The sequence below is a fragment of the Streptomyces liliifuscus genome (assembly GCF_016598615.1).
GTDB lineage: Bacteria > Actinomycetota > Actinomycetes > Streptomycetales > Streptomycetaceae > Streptomyces > Streptomyces liliifuscus.
Map to the genome: position 1 here is coordinate 4,663,885 of NZ_CP066831.1, position 21,539 is coordinate 4,685,423.

A 21,539-nucleotide genomic window follows, 5' to 3' on the forward strand; every position below is an offset into this window, starting at 1 on the left:
GGTTCGCCCGACGGGGGTCCGGTGGCGGATTCGCCGGACGAGGGCGCGCCGGACGGTTCGCTGCTGCTCGACGACCAGTTGTGCTTCGCGCTGTACGCGGCCCAGCGTGCTGTGACCGGCGCGTACCGTCCGCTTCTCGAAGCACTCGGGCTCACCTATCCGCAGTACCTGGTCATGCTCGTCCTCTGGGAGCGCGGTGAGCTCACCGTCAAGGAGCTGGCCGGGACCCTGCGGCTCGACTACGGGACCATGTCGCCGCTGCTCAAACGGCTGGAGTCGGCCGGTCTCGTCCGCCGGGAGCGTTCCGCGCTGGACGAGCGGTCGGTGCTGGTCGCGGTCACCGGGCGGGGCGAGGGGCTGCGGGAGCGAGCGGAGTGCGTGCCGTCGGCGCTGCTGGCCGGGACGCGGCTGACGGCGGACGAGGTGGCGCGGCTGCGCGAGGATCTCCGGCGGCTGACCTCGATGTTACCGGCGGTTCCTACCCCCAAGTAATAAGTGGCCGGAATCGGTGGATACATTGTGTGCGATGTGTTTGTGCACTCTGTTTCTGCACTCTGATTCCGCGTTCTCGCGTGCCTGGGGGTGAGGCGATCCATGACCGACGCCGCTGTTGAGCTCGACAGCCGTCCCACGAAGATCATGTACGTGGCCGAGGCCACCGCACACGGGGGCCGCGAAGGGTATGTGACCAGCCAGGACGGCCAGCTGGAGCTGAAGGTCGCGATGCCTCCGGCCCTTGGCGGCGACGGTGACGGCACCAATCCTGAACAGCTGTTCGCGGCCGGCTTCAGCTCCTGCTTCCACAACGCGCTGGTCCTGGTCGGCCGCCGCGAGGGCCTCGACCTGACCGGTTCGACGGTCGCGGCGAAGGTCGGGATCGGCCCCAACAAGCAGCGCGGGTACGGACTCGCGGTCGCCCTGAGCGTCTCGCTGCCGATCCTCGACCAGGAGGTCGCGTCGAAGCTCGTGGACGCCGCCCACCAGGTCTGCCCGTACTCGAACGCGACCCGCGGCAACATCGAGGTCACGATCCTGCTCGGCTAGGAATCGCGGACCGTGGGTGGGTGTTGCACCCACTGTTCGCGGAGCAGACCGTTATCGGAGCGGGCTGGACAGGACTGGACTGGACGGAGCACGGGCGTGGACGTGAACGGCACTGTGGCCGAGGGCTTCGAGCCGGTCGGGGAAGCGTTCGTACGGAACTTCGAGGTGCTCGGGGAGCGGGGTGCGGCAGTCGCCGTGTACCGGGACGGGCGCCGGGTCGTGGACCTGTGGGCCGGCACGAAGGACGTCGACGGTACGAAGGGTGCCGACGGTACGAAGGATGCCGACGGCGGGGCGGGCTCGGCGCCCTGGGAACGTGGCACCGCCCAGATCGTGCGCTCGGCCACCAAGGGGGTCGCCGCGGCGGCGCTGCTTCTGCTGCACCAGCGGGGGCTGCTGGACCTGGACGCTCCGGTGGGCGAGTACTGGCCCGAGTTCAAGGCGGCGGGCAAGGAGCGGGTGCTGGTGCGGCACGTGCTGTCGCACCGGGCCGGACTGCCCGTCCTGGACCGGCCGTTGACGCCCGAGGAGGCGCTGGACCCGCTGCGCGGTGCCGAGGCGGTCGCGCGCCAGGGTCTCGTGTGGGAGCCCGGCACCGATCACGGCTATCACGCGCTGACGTACGGCTGGCTGATCGGTGAGCTGGTGCGGCGCGTCACGGGCCGTGGCGTCGGTGACTGGATCGCCGAGGAGATCGCCGGGCCGGTGGGCGCCGATCTGTGGGTCGGGCTGCCCGCCGCGGAGGCGGGCCGGGTGGGTGTGGTCGGCCGCGTGGAGGCGCCGGGGAACGCCGGGGGGCTGCGGTCGCGTCCGAAGCGGTCGGTCGCCGAGGCCTATGACGATCCGGGCTCCCTCACGCGTCGGGCCTTCGCCGCGATCACTCCGTTTCCCGACCAGAACGATCCCGCGTACCGGGCGGCGGCGCTGCCCGCGACGAACGGGATCGCCACGGCGGAGGGGCTGGCCCGCTTCTACGCCTCGCTGATCGGTGAAGTGGGCAGCGGGCCGCGCCTGTTCACTGACGGGACTCTGGCGGCGGCCCGCGCGGAGGAGTCCGCGGGGGCGGACCGGGTCCTGGTGATCAACACCCGCTTCGGCCTCGGCTACATGCTCCACGGCTCGGCCTCCCCCTTCCTGGACGCCGGTTCCTTCGGCCACCCGGGCCGCGGCGGCTCCCTCGGCTTCGCCGACCCCGAATCGGGCATCGCCTTCGGCTACGTCACGAACGGCTTCAGCAAGACGGTGACGGCGGATCCCCGGGCCCAGGCGCTGGTACGGGCGCTTCGCGCGGCGTTGTAATCGGGGGTGCGTTTGGCGGTTCTGCGCTGGCTGGGTGCGGGTGCGCTGTGGCTGCTCGCGCAGTTCCCCGCGCCCCTGGGTGAGTGGGGGCCGGCGTTGTCGATTCGCTACCGGCCGCATCGGGCTGATCGCGCAGTTCCCCGCGCCCCTGGGTGAGTGGGGGGCTGATGTTGTGGATCCGCTGCCGGCCGTATCGGGCTTGGCGCGCAGTTCCCCGCGCCCCTAAAAGACTCGGGGCGCAGCCCCGTCTCCAGGGGCGCGGGGAACTGCGCGAGCAACCCCCACGGACCCGCGGTAAGCCCACAACGCCAGCCCCCACACACCCAGGGGCGCGGGGAACGGCGCGATCAGCCCCCACCGGCCAGCGGCCAGCGGCCAGCGGCCAACCCACAACGCCAGACACCCGCCCCCCTCAGGGGCGCGGGGAACTGCGCGATCAGCCCCCACCGGGCTGCGGTGAACCGAGAACGCCAGCCCCCACCCCGCCCCGTCAGGGGCGCGGGGAACTGCGCGGCACGCCCCCACCGGGCCGCGGTGAACCCGCAACATCAGCCCCCGTACACCCAGGTGCGCGGCCAACCGCAACGCACCCGTTCAGGCCGCGTGGAGCATCAAGCCGATGCCCACCACCAGGAGGCCCGCCGCGGCGATGCGTGGTGCGCCGAATCGTTCCTTGAAGAAGACCGCTCCGATGGCGGCGCCGACGATGATGGACGATTCCCGGAGCGCCGCGATCGGCGCGAGTTCCGCCTTGGTCTGGGCCCAGAGGACCAGGCCGTAGGCGGCGACGGAGAGGGCGGCGCCCAGTAGGCCGACGGCGGCGAACGGGCGTAGGACGCCGAGCAGTTCGCCGCGCCAGCGGTACAGCGCGTACGCCGGGACCGCCACGCCCTCCACCGCCATCAGCCAGGCGATGTAGGAGAGGGAGGAACCGGCGGCACGCACGCCCAGGCCGTCGACGACGGTGTACGCGGCGATGGACAGACCGGTCGCCAACGCCGCACCGATCGCGGCCCAGTTGGGCCGACGCCCCCGCAGGCCCCACAGCGCGACACCGGTCAGCCCGGCGCAGGACACCGCGATGCCGGCAGCCGCCCACCCGTCCGGCACCTCGTGTGCGAAGACGGCGGCCAGCGCGGTCACGACCAGCGGAGCGGTGCCGCGCGCGATCGGATACGCCTGCCCGAAGTCACCGAGCCGGAAGGACTTCATCAGCAGCACGTAGTACACGACGTGGATGACCGCCGAGGCGATCAGATACGGCCACGCCCCCGCCGCCGGGAACGGCACGAACGGCACCATCGCGAGCCCGATCAGCATCCCGCCGCCCGCGATCAGCGTGAACCCGACGAGCTTGTCGGTGATCCGGTGGGCGATGGCGTTCCAGCTCGCGTGCGTGACCGCGGCGAGCAGGACGGCGGCGGTGACCAGCGGGGTCACGCGGTCTGCTCGCGGACGTCCACCAGCGTGCCGCCCGCGTGGGCGATCAGGGTCTTGGGGTCCATGGGGAACACGGTGTGCGGGGTGCCCGCGGCGGCCCACACCGTTTCGTGGTCCAGCAGCGAGCGGTCCGCCAGGACACGCGTCCGGGTGCGGTGCCCGAAGGGCGGTACGCCACCGATCGCGTACCCCGTGGTCTCCCTGACCAGCTCCGCCCTGGCCCGGGTGACCTTCTCGGCGCCCAGCTCCCGGCGGACGAGCTCGACGTCGACCCGGGACGCGCCGTCCATCAGCACCAGGACCGGCACACCGTCCGCCGCGAAGATCAGCGACTTGCAGATCTCGCTCAGCTCGCACCCGATCGCCTCGGCGGCCTCGACGGCCGTACGGGCGCCGTCCGGGAAACGGCGGATCCGCGGGTGCAGATCGTCGAGACCCAGCTCGCTCAGGGCTTCGGCGAAACGGGGGTGTGCTCCGGACTCTTCAGCTGCGCTCGTCGTCATGCACGGCACGCTAGCGGTGGGTGTACGGGACACGCGAACGAGTTCCACGGCGGCGCACACCCCCGCCTCCGCGCGCCCCCGCAAGCCCCGCGCTCACGTCACCCGTCCCGCCCTGCCACCGTGCCGTCGGGCGCCACGACGGCGACGATGGAACCGCCGTGTGCGAGGAGCACCGTGCGTGAAGGAGAGGCCTCCCCCATGTCCCGCTATGTGTTCGACAACAGCGCCGACCAGGCCCAGGGCCGCTTCTTCGCGCTGGAGTCCTGCTACGACCCGTTCTCCCGTCGCCAGGTGGAACTGACCGGGCTCACCCGGGGCTGGCGGTGCCTGGAGGTCGGCGGCGGGGGCGGCTCGCTGGGCGACTGGCTCGGTGAACAGGTCGGCCCGGACGGCGAGGTCACCGTCACGGACCTCGACCTGCGGTGGGCCGAGTCCCGCCCCCGCCCACCGCACGTACGTCTCCTGCGCCACGACATCGTCAAGGACCCGTTGCCCGCCGACGGCTACGACCTCGTGCACGCCCGGCTGGTGCTCCAGCATCTGCCGGAGCGGCTGGACGTCCTGGCGCGGCTCGCGGGGGCGCTGCGGCCCGGCGGATGGCTGGTGCTGGAGGAGTTCGACATCAGCTGGACCCCCGTGCTGGCCGCCCCCGGCGAGGAGGCGGCCGCCCTCTTCGAACGCGTCCACACCGCCCTGCGGACCCAGTTGGAAAAGGTGGGCCTCGACCCCGTGTGGGGCCGCCGTGTGCCCGGCGCGATGCTGGGTGCCGGTCTCGCGGACGTCACGGCGACGACGTACGCGGAGTCGTGGGCGGGCGGCGGTACGGGCATCGGCCTGCACCGGGTCAACGCGCAGCAGATGGCCGACCGGCTCCGTGCGGAGGGCCTCACGGACGCCGAACTGGACCGCTTCCAGGCCCTGACCGCGGACCCGTCCTTCGTGGTCAACTCCCTGCCACTGGTCAGCACACGGGGCCGCCGCCCCTAGGCCCTGTCCGACAGACAGGCTCCGGCTCAGTCGCTGAACGTCACGTCCTTCGTCTCGACCACCCCGGCCTTGCGTGCCGGTGCCGACTGTTCCTGCCAGTACAGGTTCGTGTGCGCGATGACCTGCTCCGGCGGCGGGGCACCCCACTGGCTCAGGTCCTCCGTCGTGTGGGCGTCGCCGACGAGTGTCACGTCGTAGCCCCGGACGAACGCTCCGTGGATCGTGGACCGTATGCACGCGTCGGTCTGGGCGCCGGTGACCACCAGGTGTCCGACGCCGGCCCCGGCCAGGACCTCCTCCAGGTCGGTGCCCTCGAAGGAGTCGCCGTACGTCTTGTGCACCAGCGGTTCCGATTCCCGGCGGGGCAGCTCGGGAACGTACTCCCAGTCCTCGCTGCCCTTCTCCAGGCCCTCGTCGGAGTGCTGGACCCAGACGACCGGGGCGCCCTGGGCGCGTGCCGTGTCGACGAGGGCGGCGATGTTCGCGACAACCGTGTCGCGCTGGTGGGCTCCGGCCACGACGCCCTTCTGGACGTCGATCACCATCAGGGCCGTACGGGGTCGTTCGGAGAAAGTCGTCATGCCCTCACGCTAGACCGCGCCACTGACAACCGCCCCGGCCCGGTGTACCGCGTACGCCCACGGCACACATGGAGCCGGTGAGGGCCGCCCGTCCCCACGGAGCCCTCACCGGCTGGTTCTTCACGGGAGCCGGCACATCATCTGTGCGTCGGCCGCACTTCGGACGCGTACCGGCTCCCGTGCGTGGGAGGCGTACCGCCTCCCGGTTCTCAGACGCGCACCAGTTCCCGGTCCTCGTCGGAGCCGGAGCCCGAGTCCTTCGTCCGGTCGTCGTTGGCCCGCAGGCCCTCGCCCTCGACGTCGACGTTCGGCAGGGCGCGGTCCAGCCACTTCGGCAGCCACCAGGCCTTCTTGCCGAGCAGCGCGAGGACCGCCGGGACGATCGCCATACGGACGACGAAGGCGTCGAAGAAGACGGCGATCGCGAGACCGAATCCGATCATCTTGATCATGGACTCGCCGGAGCTGATGAAGCCTCCGAAGACGGCCATCATGATGATCGCGGCGGCGACGACGACCCGGGCGCTGTGCCGGAAACCGGTCACCACGGCCTGGCTCGGCGTCTCGCCGTGGACGTACGCCTCCCGCATCCGGGTCACGAGGAACACCTCGTAGTCCATCGCGAGACCGAAGACCACGCCCACCATGAAGATCGGCATCATCGACATGATCGGACCGGTCTCCTCGACACCGATCAGGCCGGAGAGCCAGCCCCACTGGAAGACCGCGACCACTGCGCCGAGCGCGGCGAGCACGCTGAGGAGGAAGCCGAGGGCCGCCTTCAGCGGGACCAGGATGGAGCGGAAGACCACGATCAGGAGCAGGAAGGCGAGACCGACCACCAGTGCCAGGTACGGGACCAGCGCGTCGTTCAGCTTCTGCGAGAAGTCGATGTTCATCGCGGTGGTACCGGTGACCAGTACCTCCGCGTCCGTGTCGGCCTTGATGTCGGAACTGGTGTCACGGATGGCGTGCACCAGGTCCTCGGTCTGTGTCGAGGACGGCTTGGAGTTCGGGATCACGGTGATCGTCGCGGTGTCGCCGGCCTTGTTGGGCGCCGGCGGGGTGACCGTCACGACGTCCTTGAGGCCCTTGATGCCGTCGGCCACGTCGCCGAAGGCAGCCGTCGGGTCGTCGCTGTTCTTGGCGTCGACCACGATCATCAGCGGGCCGTTGAAGCCCGGGCCGAAGCCCTCGGACAGCGTGTCGTACGCCCGGCGCTGGGTCGTGGACGTCGGCTGCGAGCCGTCGTCGGGCAGGCCCAGTTCCAACTGGGTGGCGGGGAGGGCGATCGCGCCCAGACCGACCACGCCGAGCACCAGCACGGCGACCGGACGGCGGATGACGAAGCTCGCCCAGCGGGTGCCCATGTTGGGCTTGGCCTGCTTCTCGGACGTGGTCTGCTTCCCGGACTTGGCGGCGTCGGACGCCTTGCGCTTCTCGCCGGCCGGCCTGATCTTCCTGCCCGCGTATCCGAGCATCGCCGGGATCATGGTGAGCGCGATGAGGACGGCGATGACGACCGTGCCCGCCGCCGCGAGACCCATCTTGGTCAGCATCGGGACGTTGACGACCGCGAGGCCCGCGAGGGCGATCACGACGGTGAGCCCCGCGAAGACCACGGCCGAGCCGGCGGTGCCGGTGGCGCGGCCCGCGGCCTCCTCACGGTCTCGGCCCTCGGCCAGTTCGTTCCGGTAGCGGGAGACGATGAACAGCGCGTAGTCGATACCGACCGCGAGGCCGATCATCAGGGCGAGCGTGGAGGTGGTGTCGCCGAGGTCGAGCGCCTTGGCGAGTGCGGTGATGGTGGAGACGCCGATGCCCACGCCGATGATCGCCGTCAGCAGTGGCAGTCCGGCCGCGACCAGCGAGCCCAGGGTGATGACGAGGACGACCGCGGCGATGGCGATGCCGATGATCTCGCCGACCGCTCCGGGCTCGGCGCCGGCCTCCAGCGCGTCACCTCCGACGTCGACGGTCAGCCCGGCGGCCCGGGCGTCGTCACCGGCGGCCTCCAGGGACTCCCTGGTCGAGTCCGCGAGCTCCATGCCGGGGACCTCGTACTTCACCGACGTGTAGGCGACGGATCCGTCCTTGCTCACGGCGTTCGTCGTGAACGGGTCGGTGACGGAGACGACTTCGGTGCCGCCGCCCAGTTCCTTGACGGTCTTCGCGACGACGGCCTTGTTGTCGGCGTCCGTCATCTTCTGGCCGTCGGGCGCCTTGAAGACGATGCGTCCGGTGGCTCCGTCGGCGCTGGCGCCGGGGAACCGCTGTTCCAGCAGGTCGAAGGCCTTCTGCGCCTCGGTGCCGGGGATCGAGAAGGAGGTGGTTCCGGCGGCGGGTGCGCTCGCCGCTCCGACGCCCGCGAGCGTCAGCAGCGCCACCCATATCAGTGCGACGAAATGCCGTCGCCGGAAGGCGAGTCGGCCGAGGTTGTAGAGGAACGTGGCCACGAGGGCGTACTCCCGGTCAGGTCGGTGATGGCAGGGCGTGAGTCATCGGCCCGACGACGTGAGCGGTCGCGTCAGGTGCAACTGGGGTCGTGCGTAAGGGGATTGAGCCTCGGGGCGGGAGGCTCGGGGAATCGAGGGACGGGATCAGGCGCTGAGGGCGGGGATCACCACAGCGTCGATGTACGAGGCGACGAAGGCCTGGGTGGGTGGCTCTTCGTCGATCAGCGTCCGCGCCACGAAGGCGCCGATGATCATATGCAGCACATAGTCGATCGCGGGGTTGTCCGCACGGACCTCACCGCGGTCGACGGCACGCTGCACCACGCGCCGCATCTCCGCCATCTCAGGCTCGATCAGCCATTCGCGCAGAGCGGTCAGCAGCTCGGGGTTGGTGTGTGCCGCCGTGCCGAGGACTCGCATCAGCGCGGAGTCCTGTTCCATCTGGCAGTCGTCCTGGCGATGTGTCATCGCCTGGAAGTCCCCTCGCAGGGACCCGGTGTCGATCGCGGAGGGGTCGACCGGCTTGTGGTGCCGGATCGCCCTCGCGACCAGTTCGGCCTTGCCGCCCCACTGGCGGTAGAGCGTGGCCTTGCTGGACCGGGTGCGGGTGGCGACCGCGTCCATGGTCAGGGAGTCGTAACCGACCTCCCGGAGCAGGTCGAGCACGGCCTCGTACAGCTCGGCCTCGCGCTCGGGCGTGATCCGGCTGCGACGCGTCGTTGCTGTCTCAGCCATGCCACTCACCATTCCCGCTCGAACGAAACTGTCTCGTACTCCTATGAAGGTACCCCATCCCCAAGCGAAACGAAACCGTTTCGTACGTGTGCTGCGTCACGGATTCTCACCGGTCTCTCACTCACCTCTGGCCGACCCTTCACCGGCGTCCCCGCTCGCGCCCCACCGGCGTCCCCGCCAATGCCCTCAACCGACGCCCTCGTCCGGGCTGCGGCACGCCCGTTCCGCCGGACCACGAGTTGCCGGGCCCCGCACACCGGAAAAGCATTGGGTGGGTGAGCGACGAGTACGAGAACGCGACCGGAGACGGGCCCCCGGCAGGAGAGGCCGCGGACCGCGGGGCGGCCGGGGACGGCCACGGCTCCGCCGCCTACCTGCGCTTCCCGCACCTCAACGGCGACCGCCTGTGCTTCGCGGCCGAGGACGACCTCTGGGTGGCCCCCCTCGATGCCCCCGGCCGGGCCTGGCGGCTGACCGTCGACCGCACGAAGGTGAGCCACCCGCGCTTCTCGCCCGACGGCCGCCACCTCGCGTACACGACCTGGCGCAACCTCGTGCCGGAGATCCATCTGGCGCCGGTGGACGGCGGTCCGGCCCGGCGGCTCACCTACTGGGGGAACGCCGACACCCAGGTCTGCGGCTGGTCCCCCGACGGCGACATCCTCGCCGTCGCCTCGCACGGCGAGCCCTTCTCCTACTTCACCTGGGCCTACAGCGTGCCGGTGGACGGCTGCCCCGGCGGCAAGCTCCCGTGGGGCCCGGTCTCCCGCATCGCGGTCGAGGACTTCGCGGGCGAGCGCCTGACCCTGCTGCTCACCGGCACGCCCCCGCACGAGCCCGCCGCCTGGAAGCGGTATCGCGGCGGTGCCACCGGCCGGCTCTGGCTGCACGGGCGGCGCATCCTCGCCGATCTCGACGGACACCTGGACTCGCCGATGTTCGTCGGCGGCCGCGTCGCCTTCCTCTCCGACCACGAGGGCATCGGCAACCTCTACTCCTGTCTGCACGACGGCTCCGACCTGCGCCGCCACACCGACCACGACACCTTCTACGCCCGGCACGCGTCCAGCGACGGCACCCGGGTCGTCTACCAGTGCGCGGGCGACCTGTGGATCGTCGACGACCTGTCCCCCGAATCGCTCCCCCGCCGCCTGGACGTACGCCTCGGCGGGCCGCGCGCCGGACGCCGTACGTACCAGGTGCCGGCCGCGCAGCACGTCGACGGGATCTCCGTGGACGAGACGGGCCGGGCCGGCGCGGTCGTCGTACGCGGCAGCCTGTACTGGCTCACGCACCGCGACGGCCCGGCGCGCACGATCGCGGACACCCCGGGCGTCCGGGTCCGGCTGCCCGAGATGCTCGGCTCGGGCGGGCAGGTCGCGTACGTGACGGACGCGGAGGGCGAGGACGCCGTCGAGATCGCCTATCTGCCGCGCGCCAGCGGCGAGCGTCGGCCGCGCCGGCTGGCTTCCGGCGAACTGGGCCGCGTCCTGGAACTCGTCTCGGACCCGAAGGGCGAGCGCCTGGCGATCGCGTCGAACGACGGGCGACTGCTGCTGCTCGACGCGACGGAGGAGTCCGGCGGAGGAGACGTCACCGAGCTCATCCGGTCCATCAACGGGCCGGTGCGCGATCTGGCCTTCTCCCCGGACGGGGCCTGGCTGACGTGGTCGCACCCGGGCATCGGCCGCACCCTGCGCCAGATCAAGATGGCCCGGATCGAGGGGCCCGGCGCGCGCACGATCGTCGACGTCACCAACGGCCGCTTCGAGGACGAGAACCCGGTCTTCACCCGGGACGGCCGCTTCCTGGCCTTCCTCTCCTGGCGCGGCTTCGACCCGGTGTACGACGTCCACACCGGCGACCTCTCCTTCCCGCTGGGCTGCCGCCCGTACCTCGTCCCGCTGTCCTCGGCGACGCCGTCCCCCTTCGCGCTGACCCCGGAGGGCCGCCCGGCGGCGGGCGGCCTGGACCCGGTGGAGGACGAAGCCGGCGACGGCACGGTGACCGTGGAGATCGAGGGCCTGGAGAGCCGGGTGACCCCCTTCCCGGTCACGGCGTCCAAGTACTCGGCGCTGTACCCGGTCGCGGGCGGCGGCCTGGTCTGGCTGCGCTGGCCGATCTCGGGGGCGCTCGGCGAGACGTTCGCGAACCCGGACGACACGAGCGGGCGTCCGACCCTGGAGTACTTCAACATCACCAAGGCGAAGAAGTCCGAACTCGTCGAGCACCTCGACTGGTTCGCGCTGAGCGGCGACGGCAGCAGACTGGTCGTGGTCGACGAGGGCGACCTGCGCGCGGTCCCCTCCACGGAGTCGGGCGACGGCGACACGACCGTCTGGATCGACCTCCGCCGCATCCTCCACGAGGTGGACCCGGCCGCGGAGTGGCGCCAGGCGTACGCCGAGGCGGGCCGTCTCATCCGCGCCTACTTCTGGGCCCCCGACATGTGCGGCATCGACTGGGACGGAATCCTGGAGCAGTACCGTCCGCTCGTCGAACGGGTCGCCTCCCCCGACGAGTTCGCCGACCTGCTCCGCGAGGTGCTCGGTGAACTGGGCACCTCGCACGCGTACGTCACCGCAGCCCGCCGCAACGAGGGCCCGCCCCACTATCAGCGGGCGCAGGGCCTCCTCGGCGCCAACTTCGTGCGGCGCGACGAGGGTTGGCTGGTCCGGCGCATCCTGCCCGGTGACTCGTCCGACTCCAAGGCCCGTTCCCCGCTGGCCGGTACGGGCATCCGCGAGGGCGCGGTCCTCACCCATGTGGACGGCCGCCCCGTGCACCCCGTCTCGGGCCCCTTCCCCCTCCTCGCGGGCGCGGGCGGCACGACGGTCGAGCTGACGTTCACCCCGGCGGAGGGTGAGGGCCGCTCGCGCCGGGTCGCGGTGGTCCCCCTGGTCGACGAACGTCCGCTCCGCTACCAGGACTGGGTCGCCAAACGCCGTGAGGTCGTACGGGAGTTGAGCGGCGGCCGCTGCGGCTATCTGCACATCCCGGACATGGGCGGCTCGGGCTGGGCCCAGTTCAACCGCGATCTGCGCATGGAGGTGTCGCGGCCCGCGCTCATCGTCGACGTACGCGGCAACGCGGGCGGCCACATCAGCGAGCTGGTCGTGGAGAAACTCACCCGCACGATCCTGGGCTGGGACCTGACCCGCAACGCCCAGCCGGTGTCGTACGCGTCCAACGCCCCGCGGGGCCCGGTGGTGGCCCTGGCCGACGAGATGACCTCGTCCGACGGCGACATGATCACGGCTGCCTTCAAACTCCTGAAGCTGGGACCGGTGGTGGGCCAGCGCACCTGGGGCGGCGTCGTCGGCATGACCGGCCGCCACCGCCTGGGCGACGGCACGGTCATCACGGTCCCCATGAACGCCGCCTGGTTCGACGCGTACGGCTGGTCCATCGAGAACCAGGGCGTCACCCCCGACCTCGAAATCCTCCGCACCCCCCTGGACTGGGCGGAAGGCCGCCACGCCCAACTGGACGACGCGGTCCAACTGGCCCTGGACCTCCTGTCCCTGCACCCCGCATCCACCCCACCCACCAACGAACCAACCCCCAACAGAGCCCGCCCGAAACTCCCACCGAGGGCTTCTTCATAGGGGGACGTGAGGGGGTTCCGCTTTTCGCTTCAGGTTGCCCGCCACGGGGGATCGGGCGAGCCCTTCGCTTTGAGGGGCGCGGGGAACTGCGCGACCAGCCCACACACACCCGCACCCGACGAACAACCCGGCGCACACAAAAACGCGGGGTGCCCTCCCAAAGAAGGACACCCCACGCTCAGACCACTCGATCAGATGTCCTGATCGAACCGCTCCCGCGCATCGCGCGAAGCCCGCTGCACCTCGTCAGGCGTCTGCCGCCCCGGCTCCTGCCGCTCGCGCTGACCCCGCTCACGCGGCTCGCGCGGCTCACGCGGCTGCTGCCCGCGCTCACGCTCTTCGTCCCGGCCCTGGCCGGCACGCTGACGCGCCTGCTCGTCGAGCTGGTCGGCCTTGTCCTGGAACTGGTCCTTCATGCCCATGAGATTCACTCCCGTAGTGGGTGGGGGATTGGGGGCTCAACCAGATTCACACGGACCGACAAAGTGCGCATTTCGATCAGTAACGGTCAGTTACCCACAGTGTTCCGTGCCTGCTCATCGGCCTCTCCCCCGGCCCCGACGAGCCCCTTGGACACCTGCCCGACCCGCGGAGCGAACCGCCGCATCTCCCGCTGCCCCACCGACCCGATGATCCCCGGCAGATACCCGCGTACGCCCTGCATCCCCCGCAGCCACCACTGCCCGTACACATGGCTGGACCGCCGCTCGATGCCTGCCACGATCCGGTCGACGGCCGGCCCGAGCGGATACGTCTTGTTCGCGGGCCAGGGCAACCGCTGCCTCAACTCCCGCATGACGTCGTCCTGATCGGCCCCGCGCACCATGTCGGTGTCGGTCCACGACAGATACCCGACCCCCACACGTACGCCCTTGTACCCGACCTCGGCCCGCAGGCTGTGCGCGTACGCCTCGACGCCCGACTTGGAGGCGCAGTACGCGGTCATCATCGGCGCGGGTGTGATCGCGGCGAGCGAGGCGATCTGCAGCAGATACCCGCGGCTCTCCATCAGCACGGGCAGGAACGCCCGCGCGGTCATCGCCGACCCGATGAGGTTGACCTCGATGACCCGCCGCCACGCCTGGGGGTCGGAGTCGACGAACGGCCCTCCGTTGGCGACCCCGGCGTTGGCGACGACGATGTCGACCTTCCCGAAGCGCTCCTTCACCTCCGCGGCGACCCGTGTCATCGCCTCGTGGTCGGTGACGTCGGCGTACCAGTGCCCGCTCTCGCCGTGCAGCCGCTCGGCGACCTGCTTCAGTACGTCCGGCTCAAGACCGACGAGCGCGACCGTGGCACCGCGGGCGGAGAGCTTGCGGGCGAGGAGTTCCCCGACGCCCCGCGCGGCCCCCGTGACCACGGCGACCTGCCCTTCCAGGCTGACCCTGCTCATGCGCCCTCCTTCTGCTGGATCCGTACGTACGTGGAGACGAGTTCCCGTATCCGGGTGATGACCAGCTCGGGCGCCTCGACCGGGGTCATGTGCCCGAGCCCGGGCAGTTCGGTGGAACCGACACAGTGCGGCAGCGCGGCGACGAGTGCGCGCGCGTGCACGACGGGCGTCATCCGGTCGGCCGTGCCGACGACCACCGCGGCCGGCACGCTCAACTCCCTTACCCGATGGTCGAGATCGAGGGTGTCGAGCACGTGCGACCAGGCGTACCGCACCTTGCGCGGGCAGGCGTGCACGATCCGCGCGCACGCCTCGACCATGCCGGGCGCCGAACCGGGCCCCATCGTCGCGTACTTGAGGATCCGCCGGGCGAGCGGTGTGACGGGCCCGAGCGGAGCCCGCGAGCCGAGCACCTTCCTGGTCAGCCAGGTCCGCGACCGCCCGGCCCGCATCGGCACCACCAGCGATTCGGCGACCAGCCGCGAACTGCCCGTACTGCACAGCAGCACGGCACTCGCGTGCTCCCGGAACCGGTCCCGCCCGGCCGCGGCCATCAGCGTCATCCCGCCCATCGAGTGCCCGGCCAGAACGGCCTTCTCCCCGGGCGCGAGCGTGGCGGCGAGCACGGCCTCCAGATCGTCGGCGAGCGCGTCCGCGCTGCACACGGGGTTCACCGGACTGCGGCCGTGCCCCCGCTGGTCGTACGCGATCACGCGATGGTCGGCGGCGAGGTCCCTGATCTGTGCCGCCCAGAAGGCGGTCGAGCACGACCACCCGTGCGAGAGGACCACCGCGGGCGCGTCCTCGGGCCCGTGCACCTCGACGTGCAGCCGGGCCCCGTCGGCGGAGACGGCGGTCAGCTCGCACACGGGAACGGGCGGCGCGTACGGACCGGACCTCACATGCGTCAGCCTGCTCACGCGCCCGCCTCCACCCTCTTCTTCGTACGACGCTTCGGTGCCGCCTCCGGCTCGGGCGGCGGCCGCAGCAGGTCGTACTCCGCCAGATCCACGCGCCGGGTCGCACCGCGGAACTCCGTGGTCGTACCGGGCCAGATGGTCGTGTTGACGCCGTTGTCGTCGAGGTACCAGCTGGTGCAGCCGCCGGTGTTCCAGACCGTACGCTTCATGCGCTCCTGGACGCGGTGGTTCCAGGCGTCGACCGCGCCGGGCCGTGCGTCGAGGGCGGCCCGCCCGCCGAGCACATCCAACTGCCGCAGGTAGTCCGCCATGTAGTTGAGCTGGGACTCGATCATCAGGATCATGCTGGAGTTCCCGAGGCCGGTGTTCGGCCCGATGATCGTCATCCAGTTGGGGAACCCGGCCGCCGTCGCACCCCGCAGGGACTTCATGCCGGAGCCCCATGCCTCGGCAAGCGTTTTGCCCTCCGCCCCGACGACCCGATCGGCGATCGGCATGTCGGTGACGTGGAAGCCCGTGCCGAAGACGATCGCGTCGACCTCGGCCTCGGTGCCGTCGGCGGCCACGACGGTCGACCCGCGGACCTCGCCGAGCCCGCTCGCGACCACGTCCACATTGGGCTGCGCGAGGGCCGGGTAGTACGTGCTGGACAGCAGGATGCGCTTGCAGCCGATGCGGTACGAGGGGGTCAACTTGGCCCTGAGCTCGGGGTCCTTGATGGCCCGGGCCATGTTCCGCTTGGCCAACTGCTCCACCAGTCCGAGCTCGTTGGGCCGTTTGGTGAACGCCTGGACCTGCAACTCCCGCAGGCCCCACAGGAGTCCGCGCCGGGCCTGCGAGGTGAAGGGCAGCTGACGGTGCAGCCAGCGCTCGGCGCCGGTGATGGGCCGGTCGACGCGGGGCATCACCCAGGGCGGGGTGCGCTGGAAGAGGGTGAGCTTCGCGACGTCCGGCTGGATGCTCGGCACGATCTGGATGGCCGAGGCCCCCGTACCGACCATCGCGACCCGCTTGCCGCGCAGGTCGTAGTCGTGGTCCCAGCGGGCCGAGTGGAAGACCTTGCCGGGAAAGGTGTCGATGCCGGGAACATCCGGGGTCTTGGGGTCGGAGAGCGGCCCGGTCGCGGACACGACGACGTCGGCGGTGAGGGTCCCGCTGCTGGTCTCGACGACCCAGCGCAGCCGCTCCGCGTCCCAGGTCATCATCTTCACCTCCGAGTTGAAGCGAAGGTGCGACCGGAGCCGGAAGACGTCGGTGACGTGCTCCAGATAGGCGCGGATGTGCTCCTGCCCGGAGAAGGTGCGCGGCCAGTCGGGGTTGGGCGCGAACGAGAAGGAGTAGAGGTGGGACGGCACGTCACAGGCGCAGCCCGGATAGCTGTTGTCCCGCCAGGTCCCGCCCACGCTGTCGGCCCGCTCCAGGACGACGAAGTCCGTGACGCCCTCGCGGCGCAACCGCACAGCGGCTCCGAGCCCGCCGAAGCCGGAACCGATCACCGCCACCCGTACATGCTCGTGCTCGGTCATCCCGACGCCTCCATTGCCGCGTACGACGCTACCGACTCCGCCAGTGAACACTGGCGCAATGGGAGCGTAGAGCAGCTCCTTACCGATGGGTAGGGGTCGGGGGGAAGGAAAGTTACCGACGGTACGACATAGGCTTCCGGGCGTGGCGGACAAGCGGGAGTACCGAATGGAGGAGCTGGCCAGGGAGGCCGGCATCACCGTGCGCACGCTGCGCTTCTACCGCGAGCGCAAGCTGATCCCGCCACCGCGCCGCGAGGGCCGGATCGCCTGGTACGACGAGGACCACCTGGCCCGCCTGCGCACGATCGCCGCCCTCCTGGACCGCGGCCACACCCTCAACGGCATCGCCGAACTCGCCGAGGCCTTCGACCACGGCCGGGACGTCGGTGAACTCCTGGGCCTCGGCGCCCCCACCGAGGAGACCCCGGTCCGCCTCTCGCCGGAGGAACTGGCGGACGTGTTCGCGGGCCAGGCCACCCCGGAGAACCTCGCCGCGGCCCTCGACCTCGGCTACCTCGCCACCGACGGCACGGACCTGGTCCACATCAGCCGCCGCCTGCTGGACACATCGGCGGCACTCGTCCGCGAGGGCATCCCCCTCGCGGACGTCCTCGCCGCGGCCCACCGGGTCCGCGAACACGCCGACGCCCTCGCCGAGTTGTTCACCACCCTCGTCCTCACCACCGGAACGGCCGACCGCACCCCGGAGGACCTGCAACGCCTGCGCCCGCTGGCGAAGAGCGTGGTGGAGGCGGAGCTGTCGATGGCGCTGGACCGGCGCCTACGGGGTCAGAGGTCGTAGACCACGGTCACCGGCGCGTGGTCGGACCACCGCTCGTCGTGCGTGGCCGCCCGCTCCACGAACCCCTTGACGGCCTTGGTCGCGAGGCCCGGCGTGGCGACCTGGTAGTCGATCCTCCAGCCGGTGTCGTTGTCGAAGGCCCGGCCCCGGTAGGACCACCACGAGTACGGCCCCTCCGCGTCCGGGTGGAGGGCGCGGACGACGTCCACGTACCCGCCGTCCGTCCCGTCGAGGACGCGGCCGAGCCAGGCGCGCTCCTCGGGCAGGAAGCCGGAGTTCTTCTGGTTGCCGCGCCAGTTCTTGAGGTCGGCCTGCTGGTGGGCGATGTTCCAGTCGCCGCAGACGACGACCTCGCGTCCGTCGGCGGCGGCGCGCCGGCGCAGGTTCTTCAGGTGGACCAGGAACTCGTCCATGAACCGGATCTTCTCGTCCTGCCGCTCGGTGCCGACCTCGCCGGAGGGCAGGTACAGGCTGGCGACGGTGACGCCGGGCAGGTCGGCCTCGACGTACCGGCCACTGCCGTCGAACTCGGCGGACCCGAAGCCGACCTGGACGCGGTCGGGCTCGCGGCGCGTGTAGAGGGAGACGCCGGCCCGGCCCTTCGCGGCGGCGGGCGCGTGCACGACATGCCACCCCTCGGGCTGCCGCACACCCTCCGGGAGCTGCTGGGCCTCGGCCCGCACCTCCTGGAGGCACAGCACATCGGCGGACGTCTCCGCCAGCCACTCCACGAAGCCCTTCTTGGCGGCGGCCCGGAGCCCGTTCACATTCACAGAGGTCACAGTCAGCACCCGGGCACGATACCGGCACACTGGTACGTGCACAGCGCCCGCCCGAGCCCTACGCATGAAGGGCGGACGCACCGCATGCCCGCCCTTCCCACTCACCGCATAGAAGTACAATGGTCAGCATGAATATACGCCGGGTCTCCTTCGACCACCCTGACGCCGTCAAGCTCAACGACCAGGTGCAGGCCGAGTACGCCGTGCGCTACGGGGACGAGGGTGACGTCACCCCGCTCGACCCGTCGATGTTCGAGCCGCCGGTCGGCCTGTACCTGATGGCGTACGACGCCCAGGAGCGCCCGGTGGCCACGGGCGCCTGGCGCACCCAGGACGAGAACGACGAGGGCTACTCGGACGGCGACGCCGAGCTGAAGCGCATGTACGTGATCGACGAGGCCCGGGGCAACGGGCTCGCCCGCCGCATCCTGGCGGCCCTGGAGGACGACGCCCGCGCGGCCGGCCGCGTCCGCATGGTCCTGGAGACCGGCAACAAGCAGCCCGAGGCCATCGCCCTCTACGCCTCCAGCGGCTACGAGCCGTGCGTCAAGTTCGGCCACTACCGCTTCCACGAGGACAGCCGCTGCTTCGCGAAGCTTCTGTGAGGACTCCGGCCCGGCGTGCGCAGGGCCACTAGCCTGTCGTGATCATTCACAGCACTTCACGACAGGGGACCCATGACTTCGCGCCGCCGCACGCCCGGACTTCTGCGAGCCGCAGTGCCCGTCACCGCCCTCGCACTCGCCCTCACCGCGTGCTCCGACGGCGGAACCGAGGCGTCCGGCGCGGACGACAAGGGCGGCTCCTCCGCCACGGCGGGCGTCATCTCCCTCAAGTCGGCGCAGGCCGTCCTGCTCAACTACGCGAAGGTCAACAACGCGGCCAACGCGGCGCAGGCCCCGGACAGGACGGCCGAGGTGGAGGGCGGCGCCCTGCTCCAGCAGAGCCAGGCGACGTTCACCCAGTTCAAGGCGCTGCCGAAGGAGGAGCAGGCGAGCTTCAAGACGCCGTTCCACTACCCGGTCGAGGGTGCCCGCTTCTACATCCCCCGCAAGGGTTCGCCGCAGGTCTTCATGGTCGACACCCGGGTCACCGGCGAGGACATCGAGAAGGACCGCCGCCGTCTCCTGGTCTTCGAGCACGTGAAGGACTACGAGAAGAGCAAGAACAAGGGCACCGAGTGGAAGGCGGTGTCGGTCGGCGAGGCCGACGGCAGGCTGCCGGCCGTCGCCCGTGACGACGACGGCTTCGTCACGGTCCTCAAGGCCTCGGACACCGTCGGCAAGGTCAAGCTGGACGACCTGCGCGACCTGTCCAAGGACTTCTACGTCACGGGCGGCAAGAAGGCGGACGCGAGCTTCGTGAACACCGCGTCCGTGAAGGCCTGGAAGAAGTCGTACACGAACCGCGCCGCCTTCGACGACGGCTGCGTCGACGGCGAGTACGAGCCCGGCTTCACGGCGGCCGAGACGGCATACGGCCTGAAGACCGCCGACGGCGGCGCGCTCGCCCTCTACGACTTCGGCATCGACTACCGGAACTGGCCGAAGGCCGAGGGCCCCCGCTGTGCCACCCAGCTGAACATCGACGACCTGCCCACGGTCACGGACATCTACCTGGACGGCAGGACCAGCACGAGCGGCCTCACCCGCACGAACTCCCTGATCACCATGGCCGTCGTCCCGGCGTCGGGCACGGACATCCGCGTCACGGGCCACCACCTGCAGCTGGTCAACGCGAAGTAGCGAACCGGGCCGAGCGGCGAACGCGTCGGAGCCCCAGTCGGTGATACCGACTGGGGCTCCGATCTGTGCGTGGACCTGTGGGGATTTGAACCCCAGACCCCCTCGATGCGAACGAGGTGCGCTACCAGACTGCGCCACAGGCCCTTGCAACGAGTGAAACTCTAGCATCCCGGTCAGGGTGCTTGGAAATCCGTTCCCGGGCCCTCACCCGCTGGTCAGGAGCGGGCCCATGGCGGGGCTCCTGAGACATCGTCACTCGTTGGCCGCGCGCGGCCTGTCGCCGTCCTCGTACTGGTCGAAGAGGGGCGTGCGGCCACGTTCACGGGCGCGCCGGGCCGAGGCCGCGCGCCGGGCGTCCGCGGCGCTGCCCGACGCGTCGTCCGCGTCATCGGCGCCAGACTCGCCGAACTCCTCCCCCGCCTCGGCCGTCGAACTGTCGGCGTTCGGTTCGACCGTGCTGGACCTGGCCGAGCTCCAGGCGTCGGGTCCGCCCAGGTCGACGTCGGACGTGGCGCGCGGGGCGACCGGCGCGGTCACGTACGTCGGCAGCGGGACCGGGACGGGGTCCCAGCTGTCGCCGCCGGAGGGGCCGCTGCGGCGCTCACGCTGCTGGTCGACCCACTCGGCGTGGTCGGTCTGCTCGACGAGGGCACGACGGTCGGCGGCGAGCGCGGACAGACCGGGATCGGTGTCGGCCTCGGGTCCGTCCTCCGGCTCGTCCGCGGCACCCGGGTCGGCGGGCGGCCGCCGCCTGGGCTGCCGCTCCCGCAGCCGCTGCGCCGCGACCTCGGCCCGCCTGCGGTCCATCACGTAGGTGAAGCGCCGACGCTCCTGGGAGCGCAGATAGGCGATGTAGACGCTCAGCATCACCGCGGGCACGCCGGGCGCCCACAGGAACGCGAGCCCGCCGACCGCCGCGACGACCGCGCCGAGCGTGAAGGCCATGAAGAGCATCATCGTCGTACGCCGCCGGCGCGCGAGCACCTTCGAGCGCCGGGCGCGCGCCGCGGCCTCCGCGGCCGCGGCCCGCCTCGCGGGGGACGACGCGGAGCCGGCGGAGCCGGACGACGCGGACGCTCCGTTCGACGACGGCTTGCCGCCCTGCCGGGGCACCGGTCGCCCGTCCGCCGCACGGCCGGATTTCGCCGCGGGATGGGCGGCGCCGGCCGGGGAGCCGGGCTTCGGCACCGCCGCGGACACCTGTCTCGACGCCTGCCGCGCCGCCTGTGCCGATGCGTGTTTCGAGGCCTGCTTGGGCGCCTGCTTCGATGCGGGCTGCACCTGCGCCTGCCCCTCGGACCGCGCTTCGTCCCGCACGTCCCGACCGTCACGCACGTCTCGTGCATCCCGTGCGTCGTCGACGTCGGCCCGTGCCTCGCGACGCGTCGGAGGCATGGCGAAGGCCCGGACGTCCACCGAGTCGGTGACGCCGTCCGGGTCGGCGTGGTGCTCCCCCTCTTCGGCGGAGCGCGCCCGCAGGTCCTTGGCGTACCGGCGCTCCATGCCCGCCCGGCCGGACAGAAGCCGGATGGCGGTGCTGAAGCGTTCCGTCGGACGGGCCTCATTCAGCTCGTCCTGCCTACGGAGCCACATAGGCACCAAGTAGGCGGCCCAGGCCCCGACAATGACTGCGTAGATGAGGCCGCTGCTGCTCACGCCTCACACGGTAGAGGGGTTTGCGTGAGGCCATCTGCCAATTGAGCCGGTGTGTCGCACGA

The 21,539-nt window shown here is 71.2% G+C and carries 19 protein-coding genes and 1 tRNA gene; 8 read left to right on the forward strand and 12 right to left on the reverse strand.

The window, feature by feature from the left end; translation table 11 throughout:
• Positions 1 to 21: 21 nt before the first annotated feature.
• From JEQ17_RS19650 to JEQ17_RS19660, 3 genes are all read left to right on the forward strand, one after another.
• Positions 22 to 492: a MarR family winged helix-turn-helix transcriptional regulator gene (locus JEQ17_RS19650; RefSeq protein WP_200401593.1), complete on the forward strand. Its 471-nt coding sequence runs from the start codon at positions 22 to 24 to the stop codon at positions 490 to 492.
• Positions 493 to 594: 102 nt separating this feature from the next.
• Positions 595 to 1,044, forward strand: coding sequence for an organic hydroperoxide resistance protein (locus JEQ17_RS19655; RefSeq protein WP_200396455.1), 450 nt, complete (start codon positions 595 to 597; stop codon positions 1,042 to 1,044).
• Between the two features lie 96 nt (positions 1,045 to 1,140).
• The gene (locus JEQ17_RS19660; protein ID WP_200396456.1) at positions 1,141 to 2,343 is read left to right on the forward strand and encodes a serine hydrolase domain-containing protein; all 1,203 of its coding nucleotides are present in this window, start codon (positions 1,141 to 1,143) and stop codon (positions 2,341 to 2,343) included.
• A gap of 594 nt (positions 2,344 to 2,937) precedes the next feature.
• Here JEQ17_RS19660 and JEQ17_RS19665 read toward each other — a convergent pair.
• Both JEQ17_RS19665 and JEQ17_RS19670 read right to left on the reverse strand, forming a co-directional pair.
• On the reverse strand, positions 2,938 to 3,783 hold the full coding sequence (locus JEQ17_RS19665) for a DMT family transporter (RefSeq protein ID WP_200396457.1): 846 nt from the start codon (positions 3,781 to 3,783) through the stop codon (positions 2,938 to 2,940).
• Complete coding sequence (locus JEQ17_RS19670; protein WP_200396458.1) at positions 3,780 to 4,286, reverse strand: YbaK/EbsC family protein; 507 nt, start codon at positions 4,284 to 4,286, stop codon at positions 3,780 to 3,782. Before JEQ17_RS19670 ends, JEQ17_RS19665 begins: the two co-directional genes overlap by 4 nt.
• Positions 4,287 to 4,484: 198 nt before the next feature.
• Here JEQ17_RS19670 and JEQ17_RS19675 point away from each other — a divergent pair, with 198 nt between their 5' ends.
• Positions 4,485 to 5,273, forward strand: coding sequence for a class I SAM-dependent methyltransferase (locus JEQ17_RS19675; protein WP_200396459.1), 789 nt, complete (start codon positions 4,485 to 4,487; stop codon positions 5,271 to 5,273).
• Between the two features lie 26 nt (positions 5,274 to 5,299).
• Here JEQ17_RS19675 and JEQ17_RS19680 read toward each other — a convergent pair whose 3' ends face one another.
• The 3 genes from JEQ17_RS19680 to JEQ17_RS19690 all read right to left on the reverse strand — a co-directional run bounded on the left by JEQ17_RS19680 (position 5,300) and on the right by JEQ17_RS19690 (position 9,045).
• Positions 5,300 to 5,854: a cysteine hydrolase family protein gene (locus JEQ17_RS19680; protein ID WP_200396460.1), complete on the reverse strand. Its 555-nt coding sequence runs from the start codon at positions 5,852 to 5,854 to the stop codon at positions 5,300 to 5,302.
• Positions 5,855 to 6,063: 209 nt separating this feature from the next.
• A complete protein-coding gene (locus tag JEQ17_RS19685) occupies positions 6,064 to 8,310 on the reverse strand; it encodes an MMPL family transporter (protein WP_200396461.1) in 2,247 nt (748 codons plus the stop codon).
• A gap of 144 nt (positions 8,311 to 8,454) precedes the next feature.
• On the reverse strand, positions 8,455 to 9,045 hold the full coding sequence (locus JEQ17_RS19690) for a TetR/AcrR family transcriptional regulator (protein ID WP_200396462.1): 591 nt from the start codon (positions 9,043 to 9,045) through the stop codon (positions 8,455 to 8,457).
• 374 nt (positions 9,046 to 9,419) lie between these two features.
• Here JEQ17_RS19690 and JEQ17_RS19695 point away from each other — a divergent pair, with 374 nt between their 5' ends.
• Entirely contained in the window at positions 9,420 to 12,653 is a 3,234-nt protein-coding gene (locus tag JEQ17_RS19695; RefSeq protein WP_200401594.1) for a S41 family peptidase, read from the forward strand.
• A 191-nt stretch (positions 12,654 to 12,844) separates the two neighbouring features.
• Here JEQ17_RS19695 and JEQ17_RS19700 read toward each other — a convergent pair whose 3' ends face one another.
• The 4 genes from JEQ17_RS19700 to JEQ17_RS19715 form a co-directional block, all read right to left on the reverse strand.
• Entirely contained in the window at positions 12,845 to 13,075 is a 231-nt protein-coding gene (locus JEQ17_RS19700; protein ID WP_200396463.1) for a hypothetical protein, read from the reverse strand.
• A gap of 86 nt (positions 13,076 to 13,161) precedes the next feature.
• Positions 13,162 to 14,046 (reverse strand): SDR family oxidoreductase, encoded by an 885-nt coding sequence (locus JEQ17_RS19705; protein WP_200396464.1) that lies wholly within the window; start codon positions 14,044 to 14,046, stop codon positions 13,162 to 13,164.
• Positions 14,043 to 14,966, reverse strand: coding sequence for an alpha/beta fold hydrolase (locus JEQ17_RS19710; RefSeq protein ID WP_200396465.1), 924 nt, complete (start codon positions 14,964 to 14,966; stop codon positions 14,043 to 14,045). Before JEQ17_RS19710 ends, JEQ17_RS19705 begins: the two co-directional genes overlap by 4 nt.
• Positions 14,963 to 16,492 carry a flavin-containing monooxygenase gene (locus JEQ17_RS19715; protein ID WP_200396466.1) on the reverse strand — a complete coding sequence of 510 codons (1,530 nt, stop codon included), beginning with the start codon at positions 16,490 to 16,492 and terminating at the stop codon, positions 14,963 to 14,965. The genes JEQ17_RS19710 and JEQ17_RS19715 overlap by 4 nt, the downstream gene beginning before the upstream one ends.
• Positions 16,493 to 16,658: 166 nt before the next feature.
• Between JEQ17_RS19715 and JEQ17_RS19720 the strand changes: the two genes are divergently transcribed.
• On the forward strand, positions 16,659 to 17,294 hold the full coding sequence (locus JEQ17_RS19720; protein WP_200401595.1) for a MerR family transcriptional regulator: 636 nt from the start codon (positions 16,659 to 16,661) through the stop codon (positions 17,292 to 17,294).
• Here the strand turns inward: JEQ17_RS19720 and JEQ17_RS19725 are convergent.
• On the reverse strand, positions 17,282 to 18,085 hold the full coding sequence (locus JEQ17_RS19725; RefSeq protein ID WP_200396467.1) for an exodeoxyribonuclease III: 804 nt from the start codon (positions 18,083 to 18,085) through the stop codon (positions 17,282 to 17,284). The genes JEQ17_RS19720 and JEQ17_RS19725 overlap by 13 nt on opposite strands.
• A gap of 119 nt (positions 18,086 to 18,204) precedes the next feature.
• Between JEQ17_RS19725 and JEQ17_RS19730 the strand changes: the two genes are divergently transcribed.
• Together JEQ17_RS19730 and JEQ17_RS19735 are read left to right on the forward strand one after the other, a co-directional pair.
• On the forward strand, positions 18,205 to 18,681 hold the full coding sequence (locus JEQ17_RS19730) for a GNAT family N-acetyltransferase (protein WP_200396468.1): 477 nt from the start codon (positions 18,205 to 18,207) through the stop codon (positions 18,679 to 18,681).
• A gap of 72 nt (positions 18,682 to 18,753) precedes the next feature.
• Positions 18,754 to 19,821, forward strand: a complete 1,068-nt coding sequence (locus JEQ17_RS19735) for a hypothetical protein (RefSeq protein ID WP_200396469.1) — start codon at positions 18,754 to 18,756, stop codon at positions 19,819 to 19,821.
• A 70-nt stretch (positions 19,822 to 19,891) separates the two neighbouring features.
• On the opposite strand, the gene JEQ17_RS19740 is transcribed toward JEQ17_RS19735, so the two are convergent.
• Both JEQ17_RS19740 and sepX read right to left on the reverse strand, forming a co-directional pair.
• Positions 19,892 to 19,965 (reverse strand) — tRNA-Ala (locus JEQ17_RS19740).
• Between the two features lie 108 nt (positions 19,966 to 20,073).
• A complete protein-coding gene (gene sepX / locus JEQ17_RS19745) occupies positions 20,074 to 21,477 on the reverse strand; it encodes a divisome protein SepX/GlpR (RefSeq protein ID WP_200396470.1) in 1,404 nt (467 codons plus the stop codon).
• Between the last annotated feature and the right edge of the window lie 62 nt (positions 21,478 to 21,539).

Excerpts from the sequence above, each read along its gene's own strand:
- JEQ17_RS19655 (WP_200396455.1), top strand. The coding sequence starts at position 595 with ATGACCGACGCCGCTGTTGAGCTCGACAGCCGTCCCACGAAGATCATG.
- JEQ17_RS19705 (WP_200396464.1), bottom strand. The coding sequence starts at position 14,046 with ATGAGCAGGGTCAGCCTGGAAGGGCAGGTCGCCGTGGTCACGGGGGCC.
- JEQ17_RS19675 (WP_200396459.1), top strand. The coding sequence starts at position 4,485 with ATGTCCCGCTATGTGTTCGACAACAGCGCCGACCAGGCCCAGGGCCGC.
- JEQ17_RS19680 (WP_200396460.1), bottom strand. The coding sequence starts at position 5,854 with ATGACGACTTTCTCCGAACGACCCCGTACGGCCCTGATGGTGATCGAC.
- JEQ17_RS19700 (WP_200396463.1), bottom strand. The coding sequence starts at position 13,075 with ATGGGCATGAAGGACCAGTTCCAGGACAAGGCCGACCAGCTCGACGAG.
- JEQ17_RS19720 (WP_200401595.1), top strand. The coding sequence starts at position 16,659 with ATGGAGGAGCTGGCCAGGGAGGCCGGCATCACCGTGCGCACGCTGCGC.
- JEQ17_RS19690 (WP_200396462.1), bottom strand. The coding sequence starts at position 9,045 with ATGGCTGAGACAGCAACGACGCGTCGCAGCCGGATCACGCCCGAGCGC.
- JEQ17_RS19735 (WP_200396469.1), top strand. The coding sequence starts at position 18,754 with ATGACTTCGCGCCGCCGCACGCCCGGACTTCTGCGAGCCGCAGTGCCC.
- JEQ17_RS19670 (WP_200396458.1), bottom strand. The coding sequence starts at position 4,286 with ATGACGACGAGCGCAGCTGAAGAGTCCGGAGCACACCCCCGTTTCGCC.
- JEQ17_RS19715 (WP_200396466.1), bottom strand. The coding sequence starts at position 16,492 with ATGACCGAGCACGAGCATGTACGGGTGGCGGTGATCGGTTCCGGCTTC.
- JEQ17_RS19730 (WP_200396468.1), top strand. The coding sequence starts at position 18,205 with ATGAATATACGCCGGGTCTCCTTCGACCACCCTGACGCCGTCAAGCTC.